The organism is Gaetbulibacter saemankumensis DSM 17032, assembly GCF_000425645.1.
GTDB classification, from domain to species: Bacteria; Bacteroidota; Bacteroidia; order Flavobacteriales; family Flavobacteriaceae; genus Gaetbulibacter; species Gaetbulibacter saemankumensis.
This window is the reverse complement of record NZ_AUDV01000007.1, coordinates 252,660-275,115: the sequence shown is the minus strand read 5'-3', so window position 1 is coordinate 275,115 and position 22,456 is coordinate 252,660. Positions and strand designations below refer to the sequence as shown.

General features: G+C 36.6%; 11 protein-coding genes. All 11 read right to left on the bottom strand.

All coding sequences use genetic code 11. The annotated features are described in order from the left end of the window. Positions 1 to 163: 163 nt before the first annotated feature. The 11 genes from H611_RS0105740 to H611_RS0105680 all read right to left on the bottom strand — a co-directional run bounded on the left by H611_RS0105740 (position 164) and on the right by H611_RS0105680 (position 22,456). Positions 164 to 1,876: an arylsulfatase gene (locus H611_RS0105740; RefSeq protein ID WP_027137450.1), complete on the bottom strand. Its 1,713-nt coding sequence runs from the start codon at positions 1,874 to 1,876 to the stop codon at positions 164 to 166. Positions 1,877 to 1,978: 102 nt separating this feature from the next. After that, positions 1,979 to 3,613, bottom strand: coding sequence for an arylsulfatase (locus H611_RS0105735; RefSeq protein WP_027137449.1), 1,635 nt, complete (start codon positions 3,611 to 3,613; stop codon positions 1,979 to 1,981). Between the two features lie 10 nt (positions 3,614 to 3,623). Beyond that, positions 3,624 to 5,126, bottom strand: coding sequence for a sulfatase family protein (locus H611_RS14030; RefSeq protein ID WP_051238738.1), 1,503 nt, complete (start codon positions 5,124 to 5,126; stop codon positions 3,624 to 3,626). A 17-nt stretch (positions 5,127 to 5,143) separates the two neighbouring features. Then, a complete protein-coding gene (locus tag H611_RS14025) occupies positions 5,144 to 7,018 on the bottom strand; it encodes a glycoside hydrolase family 2 protein (protein WP_169515983.1) in 1,875 nt (624 codons plus the stop codon). A gap of 62 nt (positions 7,019 to 7,080) precedes the next feature. After that, positions 7,081 to 8,487, bottom strand: coding sequence for a sulfatase family protein (locus H611_RS0105720; protein WP_035483503.1), 1,407 nt, complete (start codon positions 8,485 to 8,487; stop codon positions 7,081 to 7,083). A 5-nt stretch (positions 8,488 to 8,492) separates the two neighbouring features. Beyond that, positions 8,493 to 9,689: an aldose epimerase family protein gene (locus H611_RS0105715; protein WP_027137447.1), complete on the bottom strand. Its 1,197-nt coding sequence runs from the start codon at positions 9,687 to 9,689 to the stop codon at positions 8,493 to 8,495. 981 nt (positions 9,690 to 10,670) lie between these two features. Beyond that, a complete protein-coding gene (locus H611_RS0105700) occupies positions 10,671 to 11,771 on the bottom strand; it encodes an acyltransferase family protein (RefSeq protein WP_027137446.1) in 1,101 nt (366 codons plus the stop codon). A 144-nt stretch (positions 11,772 to 11,915) separates the two neighbouring features. Further along, positions 11,916 to 14,396, bottom strand: a complete 2,481-nt coding sequence (locus tag H611_RS0105695; protein ID WP_027137445.1) for a glycoside hydrolase family 2 TIM barrel-domain containing protein — start codon at positions 14,394 to 14,396, stop codon at positions 11,916 to 11,918. 498 nt (positions 14,397 to 14,894) lie between these two features. Beyond that, complete coding sequence (locus H611_RS0105690; protein WP_027137444.1) at positions 14,895 to 17,735, bottom strand: CBM35 domain-containing protein; 2,841 nt, start codon at positions 17,733 to 17,735, stop codon at positions 14,895 to 14,897. A gap of 88 nt (positions 17,736 to 17,823) precedes the next feature. Then, positions 17,824 to 20,217, bottom strand: a complete 2,394-nt coding sequence (locus H611_RS0105685; protein WP_051238735.1) for a glycoside hydrolase family 2 protein — start codon at positions 20,215 to 20,217, stop codon at positions 17,824 to 17,826. A 538-nt stretch (positions 20,218 to 20,755) separates the two neighbouring features. Further along, positions 20,756 to 22,456 (bottom strand): RagB/SusD family nutrient uptake outer membrane protein, encoded by a 1,701-nt coding sequence (locus tag H611_RS0105680; RefSeq protein ID WP_027137442.1) that lies wholly within the window; start codon positions 22,454 to 22,456, stop codon positions 20,756 to 20,758.

Genomic DNA, 22,456 nt, shown 5'->3' with positions numbered 1-22,456 from the left:
TTTTCATAAGTCAGACCTGCCTTGCCGGCAGGCAGGTCTGATTCGCCAATAATCATATCTGTGGGTATCAAGATTTGTTCTGGCTCATTTCATGGTCTGCATTTTCACAAAAAAAATTTTTATACAAGAGATAAAATTACCTCAATATCATTCTATAGATCAATTACTTTTTCCTTCTAGATTCTGGCTTTGGAAAAACATTATATTTTTTTGCTAGTAACATCCATTCTTCCTCTAGTTCCTTCACTTTATCTGGAAACTCACTAGCCAAATTGTTATTCTCGGTTTTGTCTAAAGATAAGTTATAAAGCTCCCATGGATTATCACTATCTAATTTAACCAATTTCCAATCACCTTTTCGAATCGCATTTGAGCCGTAATGCTCCCAGAAATAAACCTTTTGTGCTTCATAGGAAGCATCACCTTGTAATAATGGTATAATACTTTTACCAGGAGTTGGTGTTATGGTATTACCTTTAAATTCCTTGGGGTATTGACCTTTGCCTATATCTAAACATGTAGCCATAATATCGGTTACGTGAGCTGGTTTAGAGATAACGGTTCCTTCTTTTAGACCTCCTTTTGGCCAAAAAGCAATAAATGGGGAGTTTATACCTCCTTCATACACCCTTGTTTTCCAGTATTTAAATGGAGTATTCGCCGTATGTGACCACTGCGAACCTATCCCTGAATGTACGGTTTGGGGTCCAGGCATTTTATCTTTATTAACTGGAAAATGTACTTTCCTCCCATCACGAGTGCTTCCTGCTCTATCAAATCCTGGGCCATATCGGGATGGCATCTCATAACTTGCTCCATTATCGGAAAAAAACAAAATTAAAGTATTATCCAATTCGCCTGTAGCTTCAAGCTTATCCAATAATTTCCCTACCGATTGGTCCAAAACGTCTATCATAGCAGCATGAACCGCCATAGCTCTAATATCCCAATCTTTATTTGGATTTGTTTCCCAATCCAACTCAGGAAACATAAAAGGTGTTAGCGTACTATTTTCTTTATCTAGAATACCATTTTCCAATAGTCTTTCATAACGCGCTTCCCTTGTTTTCTGCCACCCCTTTTCAAAAGTTTTTATATATTTCTGAATGACTTCCTCTGGGGCCTGTAAAGGCCAATGTGGTGCACAATGTGCTACATAAAGGAAAAAAGGGTCTTTACTTTTTGAGAATTGTTCTACATAGGCTACAGCAGTGTCTCCAATGGCATTGGTATAGTAAAAATCTTCTGGTACGGTTTTTACCGGTTCTGTACCATTAACCAAACTAAAAGGATCAAAATAATCTACGACACCCCAAATGTTGCCATAATACTTATCGAAACCTCTGGATGTTGGGTACGAACTTATATCGGAAAAATCACCGTAATCTTCTTGGTGAGCAAGCCATTTTAAGTGTTTCTTTCTTTCAAGACTCTTAGTTAAAGACACGTGCCATTTACCTGTCATCCCAGTTTGATAGCCAGCATCTTTTAAAACTTCAGCAATAGTAACCGTATTCGACTGAAGGGACCCTCTATAACCTGGCTCACCTTCATCTTTTGTCATGCCCCCAATTCCAGCTTGATGCTGATATAATCCTGTTAACAGTGAGGCTCTTGTAGGGCAACATCTGGAAGTATTATAAAATGCATTCGATCTCACGCCATTTTTGGCCAAACGATCTAAGTTGGGTGTATCAATTTCTCCACCATAGCACCCTAAGTCAGAAAACCCAAGATCATCGGCCATAATAACGATAATATTTGGTCGTTCTTCCTTATTATTATCTTGATTTTTAACATGTTGCGTCTGACTTTTACACGCTACCATTGTAACAATAAAAAGAAGCAATAAACCCCATAATTTCACCTTTTTCATAAAACTTAATTTAAATTGATATTATCTTGATTGATATGATAAACTTGCTATTCTATAATTAGAATAGCAAGTTTGTTACTTTTTTAATTTTATTTTAAAACTTTATTTCCACGGCCTCATTTTTATAACTTCTTCATAGGGAAGTACATTACTTCTGGCTGCCCATTCATCATACATCGCTTTCATTTCATTAGCTTTTTCAGGCATTTCATTGATTAAATTTTTTGTCTCCGATCTATCCGCTTCCATATCGTACAACTCCCAGTTATCTTTATTCCTTACCCAACGCTGTACTAATTTATATTTACCCAAACGTACTGCCTTATTGCCCTCATGTTCAAAAAATATGGGCTCTGTGTGGATTTGCCCTGAATACTCTGAAAATAGTGGTTTTAAGCTTTTTCCTGAATGCTGGGTTATTACATTACCATTATACTCTTTTGGTTGTTCCATTTGGGCCAGATCTAAACAGGTTGCCATAACATCCGGAAGAAATCCATATTGATTAACAATGGCCCCTTTTTTATCCTCTGAAATTCCTTTAGGCCAATGCACAATGAATGGGGTCGCTATGCCACCTTCATGCGTCCAGTGCTTATACAATCTGTAGGGCGTATTAGATGCATTCGCCCATGCTTCACCATACGAAATACCTAAGTCATTATTAGTTCCTAAATTTTTCGCTGCTCCACGTCCCAACATACCGCCTTCAGCACAAGCTCCATTGTCATTTAAGAAAATGATAATGGTATTATCGTACAGATTCTTTTCTTTTAAGTTCTTTACTAAACGACCAATATTTTGATCCATTCTATCTATCATAGCTGCATAAATAGCCATACGAAAATCCATCTCTTTTTGCTTTTCTTCGCTTAAAGAATCCCATGCTACTATGCCCTTTGCTTCAGACAGTTCCCAAGAAGGATCTACAAGTCCCATCTTTTTCATGCGTTCGTAACGTTCTTCACGTAACTTTTCCCATCCTTCCATATACTTTCCTCGGTACTTTTCGATATCTTCTTTTGGTGCTTGTATTGGCCAGTGTGGTGCGTTGTAGGCCAAATACAAAAAGAAAGGCTTCTCTTTGTCTTTTGATTTGGCAGCATCGATATACTCTATAGCCTTATCTGTAAAAGCATCTGTAGTATAATAATTTTCATCGGTAATTGTGATGGGCTCATTCCCTTCTGTTATCCCCCTTGGATGTTCTGGCTTAAAAAAGCTTCCTGCTCCCGCAAGGAACCCATAAAAAGCATCAAACCCCCTTTGCATAGGCCACTGCTCTTTTTCGTGGATTCCCAAGTGCCACTTACCTGTCATCATCGTTGAGTATCCAGATTCTCTTAAAGCTTCGGCAATAGTGACCGTATTAGAATTTAAGAATCCTCTGTATCCGGGCACACCTAAATCCATTCCTTTACTTTGGGGTTGTTGTGTCATGTACCCAATACCTGCTTGGTGCGGATAACACCCTGTCATGAGCGACGCTCGGGTTGGGCAACACCGGGCTGTGTTGTAAAATTGCGTGAACTTTAATCCCCCATCGGCTAATGCGGTTAAATTTGGTGTATTGATCTCACCTCCGTATGGTGCCAAATCGGAGTACCCCATATCATCTGACATTATTAATATAATGTTTGGTCGTTCTTCTGCCTTTTGAGCATTTGTTTTATTCGCTTTACACGATACTAGCACCATTGTTACTAGTAGCAAAAAACCATTTTTCACTAATTTCATTGTGATCTTTTTATTTATTATTAATTGACTTTTTTTTAATCTTCTTATCATGAGAAATCCACTCCTGAGCTTTGTGTTGCCTTCGGCTTAGAGCTTCCATTTCGGTAGCTATTCCTTTATCCCCCTGTTGGGCCATCCAATTATCGAGTTCTTTTGAAAGTACATCCTTTATTTTTTTCACCCCTACTGAATCTGCAATATCATTTAATGCAAAAGGATCATTTTCAATATCGTACAACTCCTCAAATGGTCTCTTTTGATAACGTTTAACCCATTGCTCCTTATCAGTCGATTCAGCATTAGTTAACCAAGCTTTGTATATTTTTGATCGAACTGTAACCGTATTATAAAAATTGGCCTCAGCATTTAAATTTCTTATATATAAATATTTATTTGACCTAACTGAACGCACCGGATAGGCCTCAGACCCTTCATAAATCCCCCTGGTGGTTTGAATACCAAATGTATATTTACGATGTGTTTGTGTTTCCCCTAACAATGCCGATAAAAAACTAAAACCATCGAAACCTTTATAACCATTGGCATCGGCTATTCCCGTATCTATGTTTTTAGGATCCGCACCAACAGCCTCTAACAGCGTTGGGATAATATCAACATATTGCGCAGTTGCAGAATTTCTGGTACCCGCTTTTATTGTCCCTGGCCATTTAGCTATAAACCCCGTTTTTAAGCCCATATCATAACAAGTCCATTTTGCAAACGGAAACGTGTACCCTTGTTCACTTGTAAACAGGGAAATGGTTTTTTCTTCCTTACCTGCCTCTTTAATATAGCTCAATGTTTTTCCCAACAGACTATCCATATAGGTGATTTCGGCATAATACTTTGTGAATTCATCACGGGTTTTGGGTGTATCTAATACATATTCTGGCAATTTCAATGTTTCAGCATTGTACTGCGATTTATCTCCTCTATTCCAAGGAATGTGGGGTTGGTTCTGGGCAATAATCAAAAAGAATGGTTGGTCTCCCGTTACTATAGGTTCAATTTTTTCCAAATGAATATCAGAACCATTTTTTCCATTATCATGTTGCCTTCCTCCCAGATATTCAATCGGAAATGAATCATCCGGTCCGTAATGTTGTTTACCAATTAATGCCACTCGATACCCTAAATCCTTAAAATGATGGGCAAAACTTTTTACCCCATCATAAACGACTGAGTGATTTGGAAACGCCCCGCTTCTTGCTGGGTAAAGTCCAGTCATTAATTGCTGTCTGGATGGGGCGCACATAGCTGTTGATGTAAACATATTATCGAAGCAAACACCTTCATCTGCAAGTTTTTGAATATTAGGCGTTATAACATCCTTATTCCCATAAGGCGCACAATCGCGCCAGGTCATATCATCACCCAAAAAGAGCAAAATATTGGGAAGCGACTCCTTTGTTTTGGCTATTGATTTGCTCGTAGGCTTACAACCGTTAAAAAGAAGCGCATTAAAGCCCAAAAGGCTTAAAGCGATAAGGATATTTTTATTTCTAAAATTCATATTTCGCCCTAACCAGATTAATCTAACAACCCTGCGTCTTTATGTATATTGTAAAGTTCCTCTGGTGAAATTTTCATTACTTTCCTATCGTAAGTAACCAATCCGTTAATTTCGCCTTCAACATCTGAAGTTTGAGTATAAACACCAGCGCTAATTCCGCTCTTCTTCAAATCACCTAATTTGTTCGAGCTTTTTATATATCTGGCTTTATATTCATCTATGGTTTTTGGAAGTCCGCCATAACCCCAGTTTTCCTTTTTGGTATCCCAAAGATGTCCCTTAACGGCCCATCCATGGCCTCCATATTCTCCCACTGCTTTTATATAATCATCATATAACTTAAGGTGTAATGGAAAACCTGGATTCGGATATGCATGCTGATCTGCAATATCTCCTATTTCAAAGAAATTACCACCACTAGCAATATTAAGCAATCTTGACGGGTCGTAAGATTTCACCCATTTTCCTACTTCTAAACTACGGTGTTGCCCCCAACGCTCGTTAAAAGTTGTCCAAACAACTACGGATGGATGATTATAAAGTACATCAATCATCGTATTTAGCTCATCCATGTATAAATCATGTGCCCAATCTGGCCAATCTGCATCTTCAGGATCGCCTTTACTCCACTGACTATTATTATTGGCCTTATAGCCTTCGGAAATAGCATGAAGCCTTTTCCATTTAGGCCATTCACTACCTCCACTGCCTCCAGAAGTTTGGTCTTGCCATATTAAAAACCCAAGGCGATCGGCATGGTAATAGTAGCGTCTTATCTCTGCTTTCTTGTGCTTACGGATCATATTAAAACCCGCAGCCTTTAAATATTCCATTTCCCATACAATAGCGTCATCGGACGGAGGAAGCAGGAACGATCCCGGCCACCAACCCTGATCTAATGGGCCAAAATGAAATACCTCTTCTCCATTTAGAGAGAATCTCCAATTGCCATTTTCATCACATATTCGGCCAACGCTACGAAAGCCAACATAAGATGAAACGCTTTCTAAAACTTCGTCGTCCTCTCCATAAACATCAATTTTGAGATTATATAAAAATGGTGATTTTGGCGACCATAGTTTTGCGTTTTTAACATGTAACAAAACACTGTTGTCGAGACCTTTCCTTTTGGACACAACCTCATCGCCATCCAAAACAGTAACCTGCAACTTGACATTTTGAGTTGAGCCACTCATGATGGCCTCCGCTTTCAATTGTCCATGCATATCGGCTAAAACTTTCAATGACCCTACATATGTTTTAGGTACCCGTTCTAACCATACAGGCGCCCAGATACCAGAAGATGGCGTATACCATATCCCAAAATTATTCCGCATTTGTTTTCCTCTAAGTTGATATAAATCGGGATCGTCGGTACCGTCTATAACCCTTAATTTGACTTCATTCGTCCCTTCTTTAACTAGGTCTGTTACATCAAATGAAAATGGCAGATTGCCCCCAATATGCGAACCAGCCATTTTACCGTTTACCCACACCATACATTTATAATCCACGCCTTCAAAATTTAGCAAATGTCGCTCATTACCAATGTTCGACAACTCAAAAGCGCGCTTATACCAAATCACTTCATTCGATTCGATGCGACGTCCTACGCCCGACAAAGGGGTTTCTAAAGCAAATGGCACTAATATATCCTTCTCCCACTCTTTTGGCTTGGCCACATTATTAGTCGTTATTGCATAATCCCATAATCCATTAAGACTTTGCCAGTTCTCACGAACCATCTGTGGACGCGGATATTCATTCCATACGTTTTCTGGAGTTACTTTTTCTGCCCATTCAGTCATCATTTTACCTTTTACAGGTTTCCAATTTTGAGCAAACGTGAAAGTACCCATCAAAAAAAGAATCAGTATAAATCTTTGTTTCATTATTGTCATTTTAAATTTTTGTAAGGTTGTTATTTTGTCAATTCATAGATAACTTATGTAAACTAACGGATTCTAAAATGATCACCCTTTTTTTGAGCTTTAAATTCCTTTTTAGAATCTAAGGATGCACCTGGATCTCCTTGTTGGACCATCCACAGCTTAAGTTTGTCTGATAAATCATTTTGAACAACACTATATTCAGGTTGATTTACTAAATTATTTCTTTCATGAATATCATCATCCGGCTTATAAAGCTCTTCTTGTGGGCGTAACATATAATTTGAAACTAAGTTCAAATTATCTTGGTTTGCCATAGCACTGTCCATCCATGAAAACCAATATCCCGTCTTTTCTGGTTTCGCCATAAGCGCCCTTAATAAAAATAGGTTTTCACTATTGAGATTTGAAATATAATGATACTCGCCATTTGTAATTGATCGAATAGGATATGAAGCCCCAGCCGGCACATTATTGTGCATAAAATAAGCATAATCTCTATGTTTTTCTTTTTCCCCTTTTAAAACAGGTAAAAAACTTGTTCCATCAAAACCTTCTGATTGTCCCCCAACAGCCTCCAAAAGCGTTGGCAATACATCACAATATTGAATTAAAGCATCGGTTCTTACCCCCGGAGTTGTAACGCCATTCCATCTAACTACAAAAGCTGTACGCACGCCATTTTCATAATTGGTCCACTTACAATATGGAAATTGAGCACCCTGTTCGGATGTAAATATGATAATGGTATCATCATAAACACCGGCCTCTTTGAGCATATCCAAAGTTTTTCCAACTTGTTCATCAAAAACTTCTATTTCTGCTAGGTATTTGGCATAATATAATCGCGTTTCTTTATTATCAACCAAATAAGGCGGTAATTCAAGCGCATCTAGGTCAAAATGTGAAGGGTCTCCAACGGTCCACGGTGCATGAGGTATTGTAAGTGCCGTAACTAAACAAAAAGGTTCACTTTTATCTCTGGTTACAAATTCAAACATACCTTTTGAATCGTAGGGAGACGTTTCACTAACACAATTTCTTCCAACACCAGGCACCATCTCAAATGGAAAAACCGCTTTGGGTTTGATATGTGTTTTCCCTGCAATACCTGTTCTATATCCCAACTTATCAAGATATTGAACGATACTCTTTGTTCCTGTTCTTGCTTGCGCATGATTCCAACAAACACCATTTGTTGCTGGCTGCAATCCTGTATATAATTCCGAGCGGCTCGGAGCACACATCGACATGGTAACATATGCTTTATTAAAGGTTAAGCCTTCTGAAGCTAGCTTATCGATAGCTGGTGTTTTAACATTTTTACCACCGTAAAGCGCCAAGTCACTATATGTACAATCATCACCTATAATTATTAAAATATTCGGTTTTTTTGCAGTTTGCGCATGAAGCACATTACAAAACGAAAAATACACAATACTTAATACTAGAAGATTCTTTAACCTTTTCATGAGGCTTATTTAGTTTCGGCTATTGAAAACTTATAAATCGACACGGTATGATATGTTTCGTCTGGATTTAATATAATTGAGGGAAACCCCTCTTGATTGGGTGCATCTGGAAAATGTTGTGTTTCAAGAGCTAAAGCTGTCCTAAAATCATCTTTAGCACCAGCCTTGAATGTGTTATTACTTTGCATAAAATTACCACTATAAAATTGCAACCCTGGTTCTTCCGTAATGATATCCATGACAATACCAGATTTATCCCCAACTACCGTAGCTGCATAATTCATGCCGTCTTTTTTTGTATTGTTAAGTACAAAATTATGATCATAGCCTTTTCCAAATTTCAACTGCTGATTATCAACATCTATACGCTCACCAATAGTGTGTGGTTTGCTCACAAAATCAAATGGTGTCCCCGCGACCTTTCTCAATTCGCCCGTTGGAATTAACCCTTCATCTACAGGCGTGAATTCATCTGCATAAATTTTAAGTGAGTGATTTAATATGGTTCCGCTTCCTTCACCATTCAAGTTAAAAAAGGCGTGATTTGTTAGATTTACAACGGTTGGTTTATCCGTATTAGCCGTGTATTCCATTTTAAGGGCATTATCATCGCTAAGCGAATAAACGACCGTCACATCTAAATTACCCGGAAAGCCTTCCTCTTTATCTTTAGACAGGTATTTAAAAACCAAGGTAGCCTCATTTGGTTTTTCTACATCCCAAACAACATCCTGAAACCCTCGCTTCCCACCATGTAAAGAATTCTCTCCATTATTAATGGGAATTGAATATGCCTCTCCATTTAGGGTAAACTTTCCTTTGGCTATTCTATTGCCTACCCTACCAATGGTGGCACCAAAATAGGGCTCAGAAGAATTGACATATTCTTTAACACTATCCATTCCAACAACCACATCGGTCATTTTCCCTTGGGCATCAAGCGTCCATAACCCTACCAAACGACCACCATAATTGGTAAACGCTGCTTGAATATTAGAATTTGAGATCCAAAGCAACTTAACCTTTTTACCATCAATTATGGTATCAAATTTTTCAGATTTTAGATAGGATTCCCTACTAAAATCAGGCTTTACTACTTCTTTTTTTGAAGTTACCGCTTCTTGTTTTTTACTTTCTTTACACGAACTAATCGTAAAAGCTAAAATAGAAACTAATGCTATTGTATATTTAAATTTATTCATAGAAATTGAATTATTTTATTGTTGATTTTATCTTATTTTAAAATTTATTCATAACCTTTTAAAATTACAATACTTATTACAAGTACATGATTTGGTGTTCTAACAAATATACTTGCACCAAATTAAGCTACATATTTTCAATATTTTACTTACCACGAAATCGGCAAGTAAAAAATAACACTTAATATATTGTTATTTAATTCACCTGAAGAAAAGAATTGAATCTACTCTTGTTTCCTTTCAGTCTCCTTAGTTTCGTCTAAATCCTTTTAACATAACAAGCAATAGAAAAAGATTAGGTAAAGACTAAAAAATAAATGCAGTTCATTTTTCACACAAATGATGTTAATCTACTAACTTGCAATTTCTTCTTTTTCTAACACTATTATATGTGATATATTATGCATTTATATGTGATATATTATGCAATATATTATGATAAAATGGTTGCCAAATTAAAACAGTAGTCTTTTTTACTGTTTTTAAAATACCTTCCAATGTTGGATCCATGATAAGCCTCAGAAGAATTGACATATTCTTTAACACTTCCCATTCCAACAACCACATCGGTCATTTCCCTTGAGCATCAAGAGTCCATAACCCTACCAATCGACCACCATAATTGGTAAACGCTGCTTGAATATTAGCATTTGCAATCCAAAGCAACTTAACCTTTTTACTATCAATTATGGTATCAAACTTTTCAGAATTCAGATAGGATTCCCTACTAAAATCAGGTTTTACTACTTCTTTGTTTGAGGTTACCCCTTCTTATTTTTTACTTTCTTTACACGAACTAATCGTAAAAGTTAAAATAGAAACTAATACTATTGTATATTTAAATTTATTCATAGAAATTGAATTATTTTATTGTTGATTTTATCTTATTTAATCTTAAAATTTCAGTTATTATTTTTCCTTAAAAACACTCTAATACTTTTTATTAATGATTTAGGACATTTTACTTGCCTTTAATTCTTTTTAGACTTTTACAAATATCTTATTCCTGTACATATGCCATAAAACTAAGATCAATATTATTGACCCGCAAACAACCTTAATCATTGGGTAAAAACTCCCAACATATTGCTGCAAACCAAACAGTACACCATGGGCTATATCATTAAAATTAATAACATGTGATATAACATATGCCGTAATGGCATTCATACCTATTACCTTAAAAATAAAGGTCCATTTTTTATAGCCTTTCACATCAATAACCCAATAGAAAAGGGCCATTAACAAAAAGCATAATCCAGATGAATACAGTACAAAAGTGCTACTCCATATTTTTTTGACAATGGGATGCCATATTCCCAGTACCAATCCTAGAAAAACTCCTAAAACACCAGCTAAAAATAAGTATAAAGCTATCTTTCTTCTAGGAAGTGTTGATTTTATAAGTTCGCCGGCAAACAGACCTGATAATGTGGTTGCTATAAACCCAAACCCAGTGATTAACCAAGTGTATTGAGTACCATCCTGATATTGCCCAAAAACCAAACAATCTACATAAATTGCAAAATTTCGATCTGGTAACATGTCACTAAATCCCTGTCCCGGAATTTGTGTTAGTGTTAAAAGTAAGGTGTAAATTATAAGGCATGCCCCAAAAACCACAAACAACCACTTTCTTTTAAGATGAATATAAGCCATACTTGAAAACAAATATCCAACCGCAATAGCCTGCAAGGTATTACTAAAAACCTTGAACTGATTTATATCTAAAGTCAAAAGCCTCCCTTGCACCAACCATCCTAAAACAAACAATATTACAAACCGTCTTATTAGCTTTTTGTATATCTGGGATTTAGGTGTAATTTCCTGAAAATGTTTTGATAACGAAAAAGGAATTACGGCTCCAACCACAAATAAAAACAAAGGCATTACAATATCGTAAGCGGTAAACCCTAACCAGTCTGGATGCTTAAACTGTTCGGATATCGACTTAGTTATAGGCAAACCAACTCCACGGTGCAAACTGCCAAAAAATTTGTCCGCAAAAATAATCATAAGCATATCGAAGCCCCTCAATACATCTATAGATAATATTCTTTCTCCTTTGAGCGTATTCTTCATATAACGTTTAACTGTGCTACCCTTTTTATTTTTAAACTTGATATCATGATTTCTTTTTTCTTCTACCTGAACAAGATAAGAACAATACTAATATCATAAAATCAATTATTACCAACACCTTATTTTCTTTCACATAATTTTTCATCACAAGACATTAATTTCGGCTTTGGCTTCAGCAAGATTTTCAGATTTTGCCATAATGCTAACTGTTCCTTTTTCCCCTGCCTTACTTTTTATTATCAACATACACAATCCATTAAAAGCTCTTCTGTAATTTGCTTGAAATGGTTCGGTTGTCGCCGCATTCCCATTCCCAACAGCAGCAATAGTTGCTGGCCCTTCAATATCAAAAGTTACTAGGTTATCTGCCAACGGACAGAAATTACCATCTTTATCTACTATTTTAACCGTTATAAAAGACAGGTCATTTCCATCATCATCTATTTCTGTTCTATCTGGAGTGAGTTCTATTCTATCAGGAGCTCCTGCCGTTACAATTGTTTTTTCTGCTACTGTTTTTCCGTCTTTATAAGCTATTACTTTTAATTCTCCAGGCTCGTAGGGCACCTTCCAATTCAATCTGTATGGTGAGTCCCAAGTTTTTTCAGGTTTTTTCCACCATAAAAATTCGGCAGGAATGGTGGTTTTATCAACACCCATCACTTTAATTCCTAACGACTTACCATTTAAGAACAGTTCTGCTTTATCGGCATTTGTGTAGCAATACACAGGGATTTCTTTATGCCCTGAGTTTTCCCAATTCCAATGCGGTAAAATATGCACCATAGGTTTTGTTGTCCATCTGCTTTGATAATAATAGTACCTGTCTTTAGGAAATCCACATAAATCCACTATGCCGAAATATGAACTTCTTGAAGGCCAATCGCCTCCCCATTTCCCATGGGTTTCATGATCCTTGCCGTTATATGGCGTAGGCTCTCCCAAATAATCAAATCCTGTCCAGACAAATTCTCCCAAGGAATGCGGTATGGTTTCCTGAGCATAGGTCTCAAAATCTGGTGGGTATGCCCATGGCGGACTGATAATATCATAGCTAGAAATTTGTAAAGATTCATGCTTATCGTAATTTCCCATTGGTAGATGATACACTCCTCTAGAGCTTACCGTTGACGCGGTTTCTGATCCGTACACAATAAAATCAGGGTTATTGGCAACAGCATTATCATACTGGGTGGGCTTATAGTTAAGCCCCACCAAATCCAGTGCCTCTGCCAAACCATTTTTAACACATTGTGGGTATTGATTAAAGCCAGCCGTAACGGGTCTTTTGGGGTCTTCGTCATGACAAATATCGACCAAATGTTTAGCCAGATCTCCACCATTTTTTAATCGTTGCTCTTTAATTTCGTTCCCAATGCTCCACATAACAACGGACGGATGGTTTCTGTCTCTCTTAATCATATCCCGTAAATCGGTTTCATGCCATTCATCCCATAATAAATTGTATCCATTTTCTACTTTACCCAAAGCCCATTCATCAAAGGCTTCTAACTGAACCAAAATCCCCATTTTATCACACAACTCTAATTGTTCTGGTGATGGTGGGTTATGACTGGTTCTTATGGCATTGACCCCAATACTTTTCATGATTTCCAATTGACGTTGAGTAGCACGGTAATTAACAGCACTTCCCACAGGTCCTAAATCATGATGTAAACAAACCCCTTTGAACTTAACTGGTCTGCCGTTTAGCTCAAATCCCTTTTCTTTTGAATATTTTATGGTTCGAACACCAAATGTAGTTTCGTAATCATCAACTGGCATTCCATTTTTCAACACAATAGATTTAGCTTTATATAAGTATGGTGTTTCTAAATCCCATAGGTTTGGATTTGGTACTTTTAGCTTTTGTTCTATAGGGGTGTTGGCATCTATATATATTTTATTTTCAACTTCTGAAACCGCATTTCCATTACCGTCAACAATTATAGTTTTTAGCGTATAATTACCTCTTATCTTATAACCACGTCTTATCTTATTTTTATTTTCTATGGTAGTTTTTACAACTACATCAGCCTCTTGTGCATTTACACTCGGAGTAGTTATATAAGTCCCATTATAAGTAATATTAACAGGATTCTTAATTGTTAAATACACATTTCTGTATATTCCAGCCCCGGTATACCAACGTGCCGACAGTTCTTTAGGTGCTACTTTTATGGCTATAACATTTTCTTTACCATACTTTATAAATGGGGTGGCATCTACCTCGAAACCAATATAACCATACGGACGTGCTCCAACTTTTTCACCATTAATATATACCTCGGCATTGCTCATTACGCCGTCAAACTGAAAGGTTACCAAGTTCCCTTTTTGATTAGCTGCTACCATAAATGTTTTTCTATACCACGCTATACCCGTAATAGGCAAGCCCCCTGTCCTTGCATCGAATTTTTCACTGAAAGGCCCCTCAATGGCCCAGTCGTGAGGAACATTTAAGGTTCTCCAACCAGAATCTTTGAAAGTTATTTGTTCTTCACCTCCTTTTTCTCCTTTATTGAACCGCCAATGGTTATTAAAACTTGTTTGGGAACGTTCATATGGTTGTACACATGATTGTAACAACACAAGAAAAATGATTCCCAAATTGAAAATTTTCATCTATTTTTTTTTATTGATCAAGTGTAATATCCTAGAGATCTTCAGTTGGTTTGAATATCTTGCTAATAGGAAATTTAATAAATTACAAATGATTTGATTCATTATTTATCTTCAAATTTATCTCATTAAACCATGTATTAGAGGGGACAAATTCATTTCATAAAGGGGGATAAAGCGGTTAAAACACTTCCTTTTGATGTTCTATTAACAATTATTTTAATGAAGCTATTCCTGTCTTAACCTTCTATAGAAAATATATACTCTAAACTCTATATTTTTTACAACCTAATATGACACCCCATGTAAAGAGCTCGCTTAACCGAGGTAACCTTTATCTTGAATAAACCACTACCTACTACCCTCCCTAAATGAACAAAAAGCTCAAGAGTTTATTGTTATAAAATCCCTTGAGCTGATTTAAACATATATTGCCTTTAAGTAAATCAGGCAGAAGTTTGTTAAACTTTTTATTCGAGCATAGGCTTCCCTATGGGCTACCTATTCAACCAATAACTTTTTAACAAATACATCGCTTCCTGAATTAATCTTTAACAAGTAAATTCCAGATGCCTTAATACCTTTTGTTGGAACCTCCATCGTTCCTGAAGAGACCTTAAAAGCTTCACTTACCATTCTTCCCGTTAGGTCCATAATAGAGACATGAATATCACCAACATTACCATACCCTTCAGGTAACAAGATCTTTAGAACTTCTCCTTTTCTAATTGGATTTGGATAAACCTTCAATTGCACCTCTTCTGTTGTGCTTGTTGTCAAACGCTTTTTTCCTTCCAACTGTTTTGATCCTTGACCAGAAGAAGCTGTAACCTCGATTTTATCTAAAACAGGAGAATCATAAAACTTAATCGTATTGTTGCCAGATGTTAGCTGAACTGTAAACGTATAACCTGCAGGCACTCCACCTCCAGGACACCATGTACTACCACTGGCAGGTATTGCTGCTATCACTGGAGTTCCTCCATTAACTTCATAGGTCAACTCTCTATTAATAAGGGCATTATAACTAACGGTTACATCATATGCTGCATCCGATCCCGCCGTCACATCAAACAAAACACCACTCGTAGATGAGCTTATATTATTGACCTCTTTACCTCCCGAAGCGATATCACAGTTTATGATGTTGGCTTCTCCTATGAGTGTGGCATTTTCAGCCTCGTACACATCTGTTTGCACTGCTGTTGATACTTGCTCCACATATATTCTATCCAACACAGGAGAATCATAAAACTTGATCGTATTACTTCCTGCTGCTAATGGAACAGTAAATGTATAGTCTGCAGGAAAGCCTCCAGATGGACACCATGAACTGCCACTGGCAGGGATAGCTACTGTTACCGGGGTTCCTCCATTAACTTCATAGGTCATCTCTCTGTCATTAAGGGCATTGTACCCAACAGTAACCGTATAGTCTGCAGCGGCTTCTGCGCTTACATTAAACAAAACCCCACTCGTAGCATTTATTTTATTAACCTGTTTCCCCCCGGAAGCAAGATTACAATCTATAATGTTCGCATCACCCGTAAGGGTAGCATTTTCTGCCTCGTAAGTATTTCCCAGTTCCACATAAATCTTATCCAAAACAGGGGCCTTAGAAAATTTAATGGTATTACTACCCGCATTTAATGGAACCGTAATTGTATATCCTGATGGTGCTACCCCTCCAGGACACCAGGAAGTGCCATTGGCAAGAATAGCTATCGTTACTGGTGTACCGCCATTCACCTCGTAGGTGATGTTTCTGTCCGTAATGCTATTGTAACTAAAAGTCACTTTATGGTTTGCTGTAACATCCGCATTTACCGTAAACAAAACACCACTCGTGGCATTTATTTTATTGACCTGTTTGCCTCCAGAGGCAAGGTCACAATCTATTATGCTTGCATCGCCTATAAGCGTAGCTTTTTCGGCTTCATAAGCAATTGAACCAGCTACAAGTTTAAAAACCGTGATTGAAGTTGATGGCAGTGAATAATTTGAGATTGTATTATTATTGATATAAATATCCCCTATCTTCCCCAAGGTTGGGGTAGTATCCCATTCATCATTCCCTTTATATTGCCAAACTTCATCCGAAACATAAACATTTCCAGAATTAATGGATAAGCTAATATTTTTAGACGACGTTTCTTTATTAATTAGAAAAACGTTTAAATCACGGGTAGCATCATCGTAAGCAGCATAAGCTACAACAGCATAATTATCGCTGCTTATCTGTACCAGTTCATCTTTGATAAATCTTTTCCATAAGATGAATGGTTGTGCCACTGGCAATAGATTGTTGTAATTATCTAATGCTTGAAATTTATCCTCAGTATAAACTCCTGAACTATTGGGGTAATAGCGCGTATTCCAAAACATTCCATACTCAGTTTTAGCGCTTTTAAGAATCTGGCCTGTCATATCAAAATTAATAATTCCTTTACCTGCACAATTTGCCAAATCCCATGTGCTATTGCTCCAATCGGCATGATTATACTCAGAAACAACTGTATTTAGCGGTATACTGTTGAACTCACTCAATAAATCCCTATTGTTTGCGTTTTTATAATCTGAGTAACTACTACCACCTCCACTTTTATAATTACTAATTGTAACAAAATCCAGAGCGCTACCACATAAGTCAATAAGGGTCTGGAATTCGTTTGTATGCCAGCTAACCCCAATTTTTATAGTTGGATCAATAGCTTTCATGGCATTGGAATAGCTTATAACAATAGAAGCCAATTCCTGAACATTCTCAATTTTTCCGCTTGTCCCAAAATTACCAGCATTCCACATTTCATTGCCTATTTCCCAATACTTAACATTGTAACCTTTGGTAATATTTGCATACTTAACCCAAGCCGCTGCAAGTTCCTCATCGAGCAGGTCTTGATAATCAGGGTTTTTATGGTAAGCGACATTAACATGAGGCTGTGCCCCACTTTCAATGCAAACAGCCATAAATTCATCAAAATTAAGATCGTTGCTAGTACGCGCTGCAGTATTTGCAGCCCAACCAACCCAATGATGCGTAGTAGGATCTGGATTTAAAGGATCGGCGGTCCAAGCATAAAAGAGTGATTTCTTACCTCCCGGATACCGAATACGTTTTGCTCCTATTTCAGTCATCGCAGTAGCCAGAGACTGTGCTCCTACTGTTCTATCATCATCATGATCAGCCGCAGCGTTTAGGTTAATACCATATTTATTACTCACACCAGAAGCTATAACGGCATTTGTGTTTACGTCAACGTTAATTTGTGCATAAACACTATTAATTGTCAGCAACAAAAACTGAAAACTCGCAATTAATGAAAAGTAATTTGTTTTCATATAATAAAGATTTAGCGGTTAATTGGTTATCTATAAATATTATCTGGATTTATTTCCAGCCTTAATTTATTGTTCATCTTATATTAAACTAATGTTTTATTGAAACCTTGATATTTTCGGTTTCAAGACCTTTTGAAGCTGCACTTATTTCCAGCATACCTTTGGATATTCCTGCTTTCAAAAGTATGGTTGCTATGCCTGCTTCCGAAACTATTGGGTTAGTCCCTATTAATTCTGCATCCCCTTTTACTTTAAACGTTATTTCATTATCCGCAGAAGGAACGTAATTTCCATTTTTATCTAAGATTTTAGCATAGACAAAAACAACATCGTTACAGCCTGCCTCCAAGGGTTTATTAGATTCGTCTATAGATAATGTTATTTTTGCTGGAGCTTCAGGTGTGGTTACATCCATCTGCGTTATTTGTTTACCATTTGAAAATCCTTTTGCGGTTAATGTTCCCTTTTGATAAGGGACATTATGAAATGTAAATGGAGGATGTTGTAGGTTAGTAGAATTTCTATCTGTATCTGGTTGTCTTTTTTCAATAAGCTTTCCGTTAAGCCATAACGCTACTTCATCGCAATTACTATAAACCTTTACATCTTTAAAACTAGAATCATCCCAATAATTGGCAATAAATATCACTGGATTATTACTATCTAAATTTTTCTGACTGCCGTAAAAGTAATAAGCAAATTTGGGCAACCTAAAAACATCCATTATTCCAGAACTCTCTATATCTGATGCATAGCCCCTATTATAATCGTACATTAACCAATTGGCATCTCCAGCGGCAGGATTATACAAATTATCATTATGTGACTCCTGGTAATTTAAGGCTTGCTGCACTAATCGCATTTGACCGTCGCCCCTTAACTGACGTGAGGTACGCTCATGCTCTTTTAAGCTCTCATAGGCTGTTTGGTTGAACCCTGCATTTTGGGCATAGTATTCCCAGTCGCCATATTCAGCAATAAGCATAGGCTTGTCGTTGGAGTATGTTTTCCAATAATCTGGTGCCTTTGCATGTTGTCTTGCAGGGATAAAGACATCGTAAGCATAGTCTATCCATCCACAAGTATACATTTGATCTCCGGGAAATTCCTCATGAGCAATAGTATGGGCATTGTCCATAAATTCCTTGGACATCCTAGATTCGTTTAACGAGGCTTCCCACAAAATAACTGAAGGATGGTTTCTGTCTCTACGAATAACCTGCCTGATATCGTCATAACAATTTTCCTGAAAGACATCATCTCCAAAAAACTGCCATCCTGGAATTGCATCCATTACCATTAAACCCAATTCGTCACAGGCATCCATAAAGGATTCTGAGTGGGGATAATGGGATAAACGCACAAAATTAAAACCTGCATGCTTTATTTTGTAAGCATCCCTATACTGTGCATTATCAGACAGGGCATAACCTATATATGGGTATTCTTGATGACGGTTTGTTCCTCTTAAATAGTATTTTTTTCCGTTTAGGTAGAATCCATTTTTATCAAACTTTATAGACCGTATTCCAAAAGTATTTTCTTGGCTATCAATTAAAATATCGTCTTTTAACAAAGATGTTTTTAAGGTATATAAATTTGGGGATTCTGGTGACCATAAATTGGGAGCTTCAATATAAACATTGGTTATGAACTCATCCGAATTACCGTTTAAAATTGTTTTGGGCTCACTTATCACTGTTTTTACCAAATCACCCGAGGCTGTATAAATATCGCTTTGAACCTTTAAGGTATTAGTAGCGTCCGATTCATTTAAAACATCCGTTTTTATACGAATTGTTGCTTGGTTAGTATTCGCTTCCAAAGTTTGAACAAACACACCACCTCCCGCAACGGTATCGGCCTGAATTGGATTGGTTATATGTATCTTATTCTTGACAATTAAATGCACACTTCGATACAGTCCACTAAACCAATTAAAATCCAATGTTTCAATAGGTTTTCCAGGTGCGACATGTGGGTTGTTGCTATTGTTTAACTTAACGGCAATTAGATTCTCTTTATCAAAGTTAACCTTACTTGTAAGATCTACATAAAAAGGTAAATACCCCCCTTCATGATGTGCAATCAATTCACCATTTAGCCATACTTCGGCAACCTGCATGGCTGCCTCAAAATAAAGCGCTATATGTTTTCCTTGATATTCGGGATCTAGTTTAAACGTCTTTCTGTACCAACAGGTTCCCTGCCATTGTTGTTCGACAATTACTAATGGCTCTATATTAGCAGTATGTGGCAAGGAAACATCTTCCCATCCTGAATCATCTATCGCATTCGTATACAACTTTGTATTAGAAGTTGAAGTTGTTTTTTTGAATTTCCAATTTTGGTTAAAACTACAAACAGTTTGATAAGGATTTTTATTATCTATATTATTGATTCCTGTGATATATCCAAAAAACAATAAGCTTGTAAATAGAAGTAAAATATGCTTTCTATGTAGTAAGTTAAATTTATACATGTTTGTTATAATTGCCCTTCTTGTTGGACTAATTCTTCATCTCGTTAGTTTTCCAAAACTTAATTTAAATCCCCAAAACACCGTTTCAATTTGTAATTTTCACAGGTCTTTTTCATTCTAGTAGGGGACGTTTTCTTTTATACAGTTTAAAATTTAAAATGTCCTATTTTCTTCCTCTTACCTTTTAATTTACTTCCCATAACCAACTTACTTTATAGTACTCTGGTAGCCTTTTTGAAATAAAAAACAGTTTGAAATAAGTACAAAATACCCCTATCGGGTTATAATAATGTAACCTTAACACTATTCCCATACATCTAATTTTAAAAAGAAATTCTGGTAGTTTTATTGAAGTTAAATAAGACCTTTTGCCTTAAATCCTTGATAGATATTAAACCCTGTATTATTTATATTATGCTCAAAGGGTAAAGTCTATTTTAACTTATTTTTTAAAAAACAATACTGCCCCATAACCCAAACCTACTATTACAAGCTATGGGACAGTATGAATTTCATCTAATTTCTTAATGCTAAACTCCTACTGCCACTCAGGCTTTTGATTTAACAAATTATTTAAGTCTACTTCTTGTTCTGGATAAGGCAGAGATAAATGTTTTGACGGATCAAAATTTGTATAAGCACTAAACTTCCTATTATGTGTCACATTACCACTTCGGTATGGTGGATAGTTAATAATAGATTGATATAATACATTTAGTTTTTCTTCATATAGGCCCCATCGAATTAAATCTGTCTTTCTTAACCCTTCAAAGCACAATTCTCTGAGACGTTCATCTACTAATTCGTTAAAGAAAGCCTCTTTTCCAGCAATAGCCTCTGGTTTTGCAGTAGCCAAATTATCTAATCCCGCTCTATTCCTAACCATGTTAATGGCATCTTGGGCCACAGAGGTTGGACCGTTTAATTCGTTCTCAGCTTCGGCATACATTAACAACACGTCTGAAAATCTTATAAGTGGGAAGTTTAAACCCGTGACCGATTGGTGTACCGGTTGTGGTGTTTCCAACGTAATCCATGGTTGAAGTTGTTCATTTGACAATGGAATATCATCTGGATAGACCGCATCCCATCTCCTAAATTTACCTGAGGCCGATGGCCCAGCCAATACATTAGGTACAATTTTTATTGTACCATTAGGGTATTTGGCGTTTCTAAGAACATTATAGTTAGGTACGTTCCATGATTTTCTAGTATCTCCTTCTTCATAAATAAAATCATGTAATGGTGTAGGCCTATTAAATCTTTGTTCAACAGGTAAACCAATTTTAGATAAATTTCCTGCCCAAGTTAATCCATTTATATAGCCAATTGGACCACCCGAAGGTATTCCTAAAGCCGTACCATTACTATAGGCCACTTCAAGCAATGATTCACTATAATCATATCTATTTTGGATATAATTTAAAAATACGTCTTTGTAACTCGCCATATTCAAATTATGTCCAAGATCCATTACAGCTTGACAATGTTCTTTAACAGCTTGGTATGGGTTTTTGCCATTAATTTCAGTAGCTCTTAATGGGTAACCCGCCGCTTTTAAATACGTCTTGGCCAACATGGCATGAGCGGCCCCTTTATTGGCATGGGCTGCTTTATAATCCGAATCGAAAGCACTTGGTAAATGCTCTGCAGCAAAAGTTAAATCGGCAATAATTTGGGTATAAACATCCCCTAAAGGTGAAGGTGCTACATGATTTGAGCTCTGATCTAGAACAGGTTCCAATCTTAACGGCACTTCGTTAAACCAAACCGTTAAATGGTAATACATAAAACCTCTTAAGAATTTTACTTCACCTACATATTTATTGAAATCTGCTTCATCCTCAAATTTGGAGGCATCTATATATTTTATGAAGTTGTTGGCATTATTAATGCCCTTATATAAGGTTTGCCAGAGCAACTGAATATCTACGTCTGTAGGATTATGGTCATTATGCCCTACCGGATTATCTGAACCAAAATCTCTATTCCTGATAGCTTCATCGGTCCCCAAATCAAACAATATTAAATGTCTTCCAAATGCTCCTCTTGCGGCTATATTAGAATAAATACCTGCAAGTGCCGCTTCAATATCACTTTCACTAGCATAAAAGTCTTCTGCGGCCCAATTAGCCTCAGGATTTAAATCTAATGTTTTTGAGCAACTAAAGGTTGTTGCTAATATACCTAAGATGAGCAAGCCTTTATTGTAAATTGTTTTTATTTTATATGATATCAT

Coding starts and splice junctions, on each gene's coding strand:
- H611_RS0105740 (WP_027137450.1), bottom strand. CDS start 1,876: ATGAAAAAGGTGAAATTATGGGGTTTATTGCTTCTTTTTATTGTTACA.
- H611_RS0105735 (WP_027137449.1), bottom strand. CDS start 3,613: ATGAAATTAGTGAAAAATGGTTTTTTGCTACTAGTAACAATGGTGCTA.
- H611_RS14030 (WP_051238738.1), bottom strand. CDS start 5,126: ATGAATTTTAGAAATAAAAATATCCTTATCGCTTTAAGCCTTTTGGGC.
- H611_RS14025 (WP_169515983.1), bottom strand. CDS start 7,018: ATGAAACAAAGATTTATACTGATTCTTTTTTTGATGGGTACTTTCACG.
- H611_RS0105720 (WP_035483503.1), bottom strand. CDS start 8,487: ATGAAAAGGTTAAAGAATCTTCTAGTATTAAGTATTGTGTATTTTTCG.
- H611_RS0105715 (WP_027137447.1), bottom strand. CDS start 9,689: ATGAATAAATTTAAATATACAATAGCATTAGTTTCTATTTTAGCTTTT.
- H611_RS0105700 (WP_027137446.1), bottom strand. CDS start 11,771: ATGAAGAATACGCTCAAAGGAGAAAGAATATTATCTATAGATGTATTG.
- H611_RS0105695 (WP_027137445.1), bottom strand. CDS start 14,396: ATGAAAATTTTCAATTTGGGAATCATTTTTCTTGTGTTGTTACAATCA.
- H611_RS0105690 (WP_027137444.1), bottom strand. CDS start 17,735: ATGAAAACAAATTACTTTTCATTAATTGCGAGTTTTCAGTTTTTGTTG.
- H611_RS0105685 (WP_051238735.1), bottom strand. CDS start 20,217: ATGTATAAATTTAACTTACTACATAGAAAGCATATTTTACTTCTATTT.
- H611_RS0105680 (WP_027137442.1), bottom strand. CDS start 22,456: ATGATATCATATAAAATAAAAACAATTTACAATAAAGGCTTGCTCATC.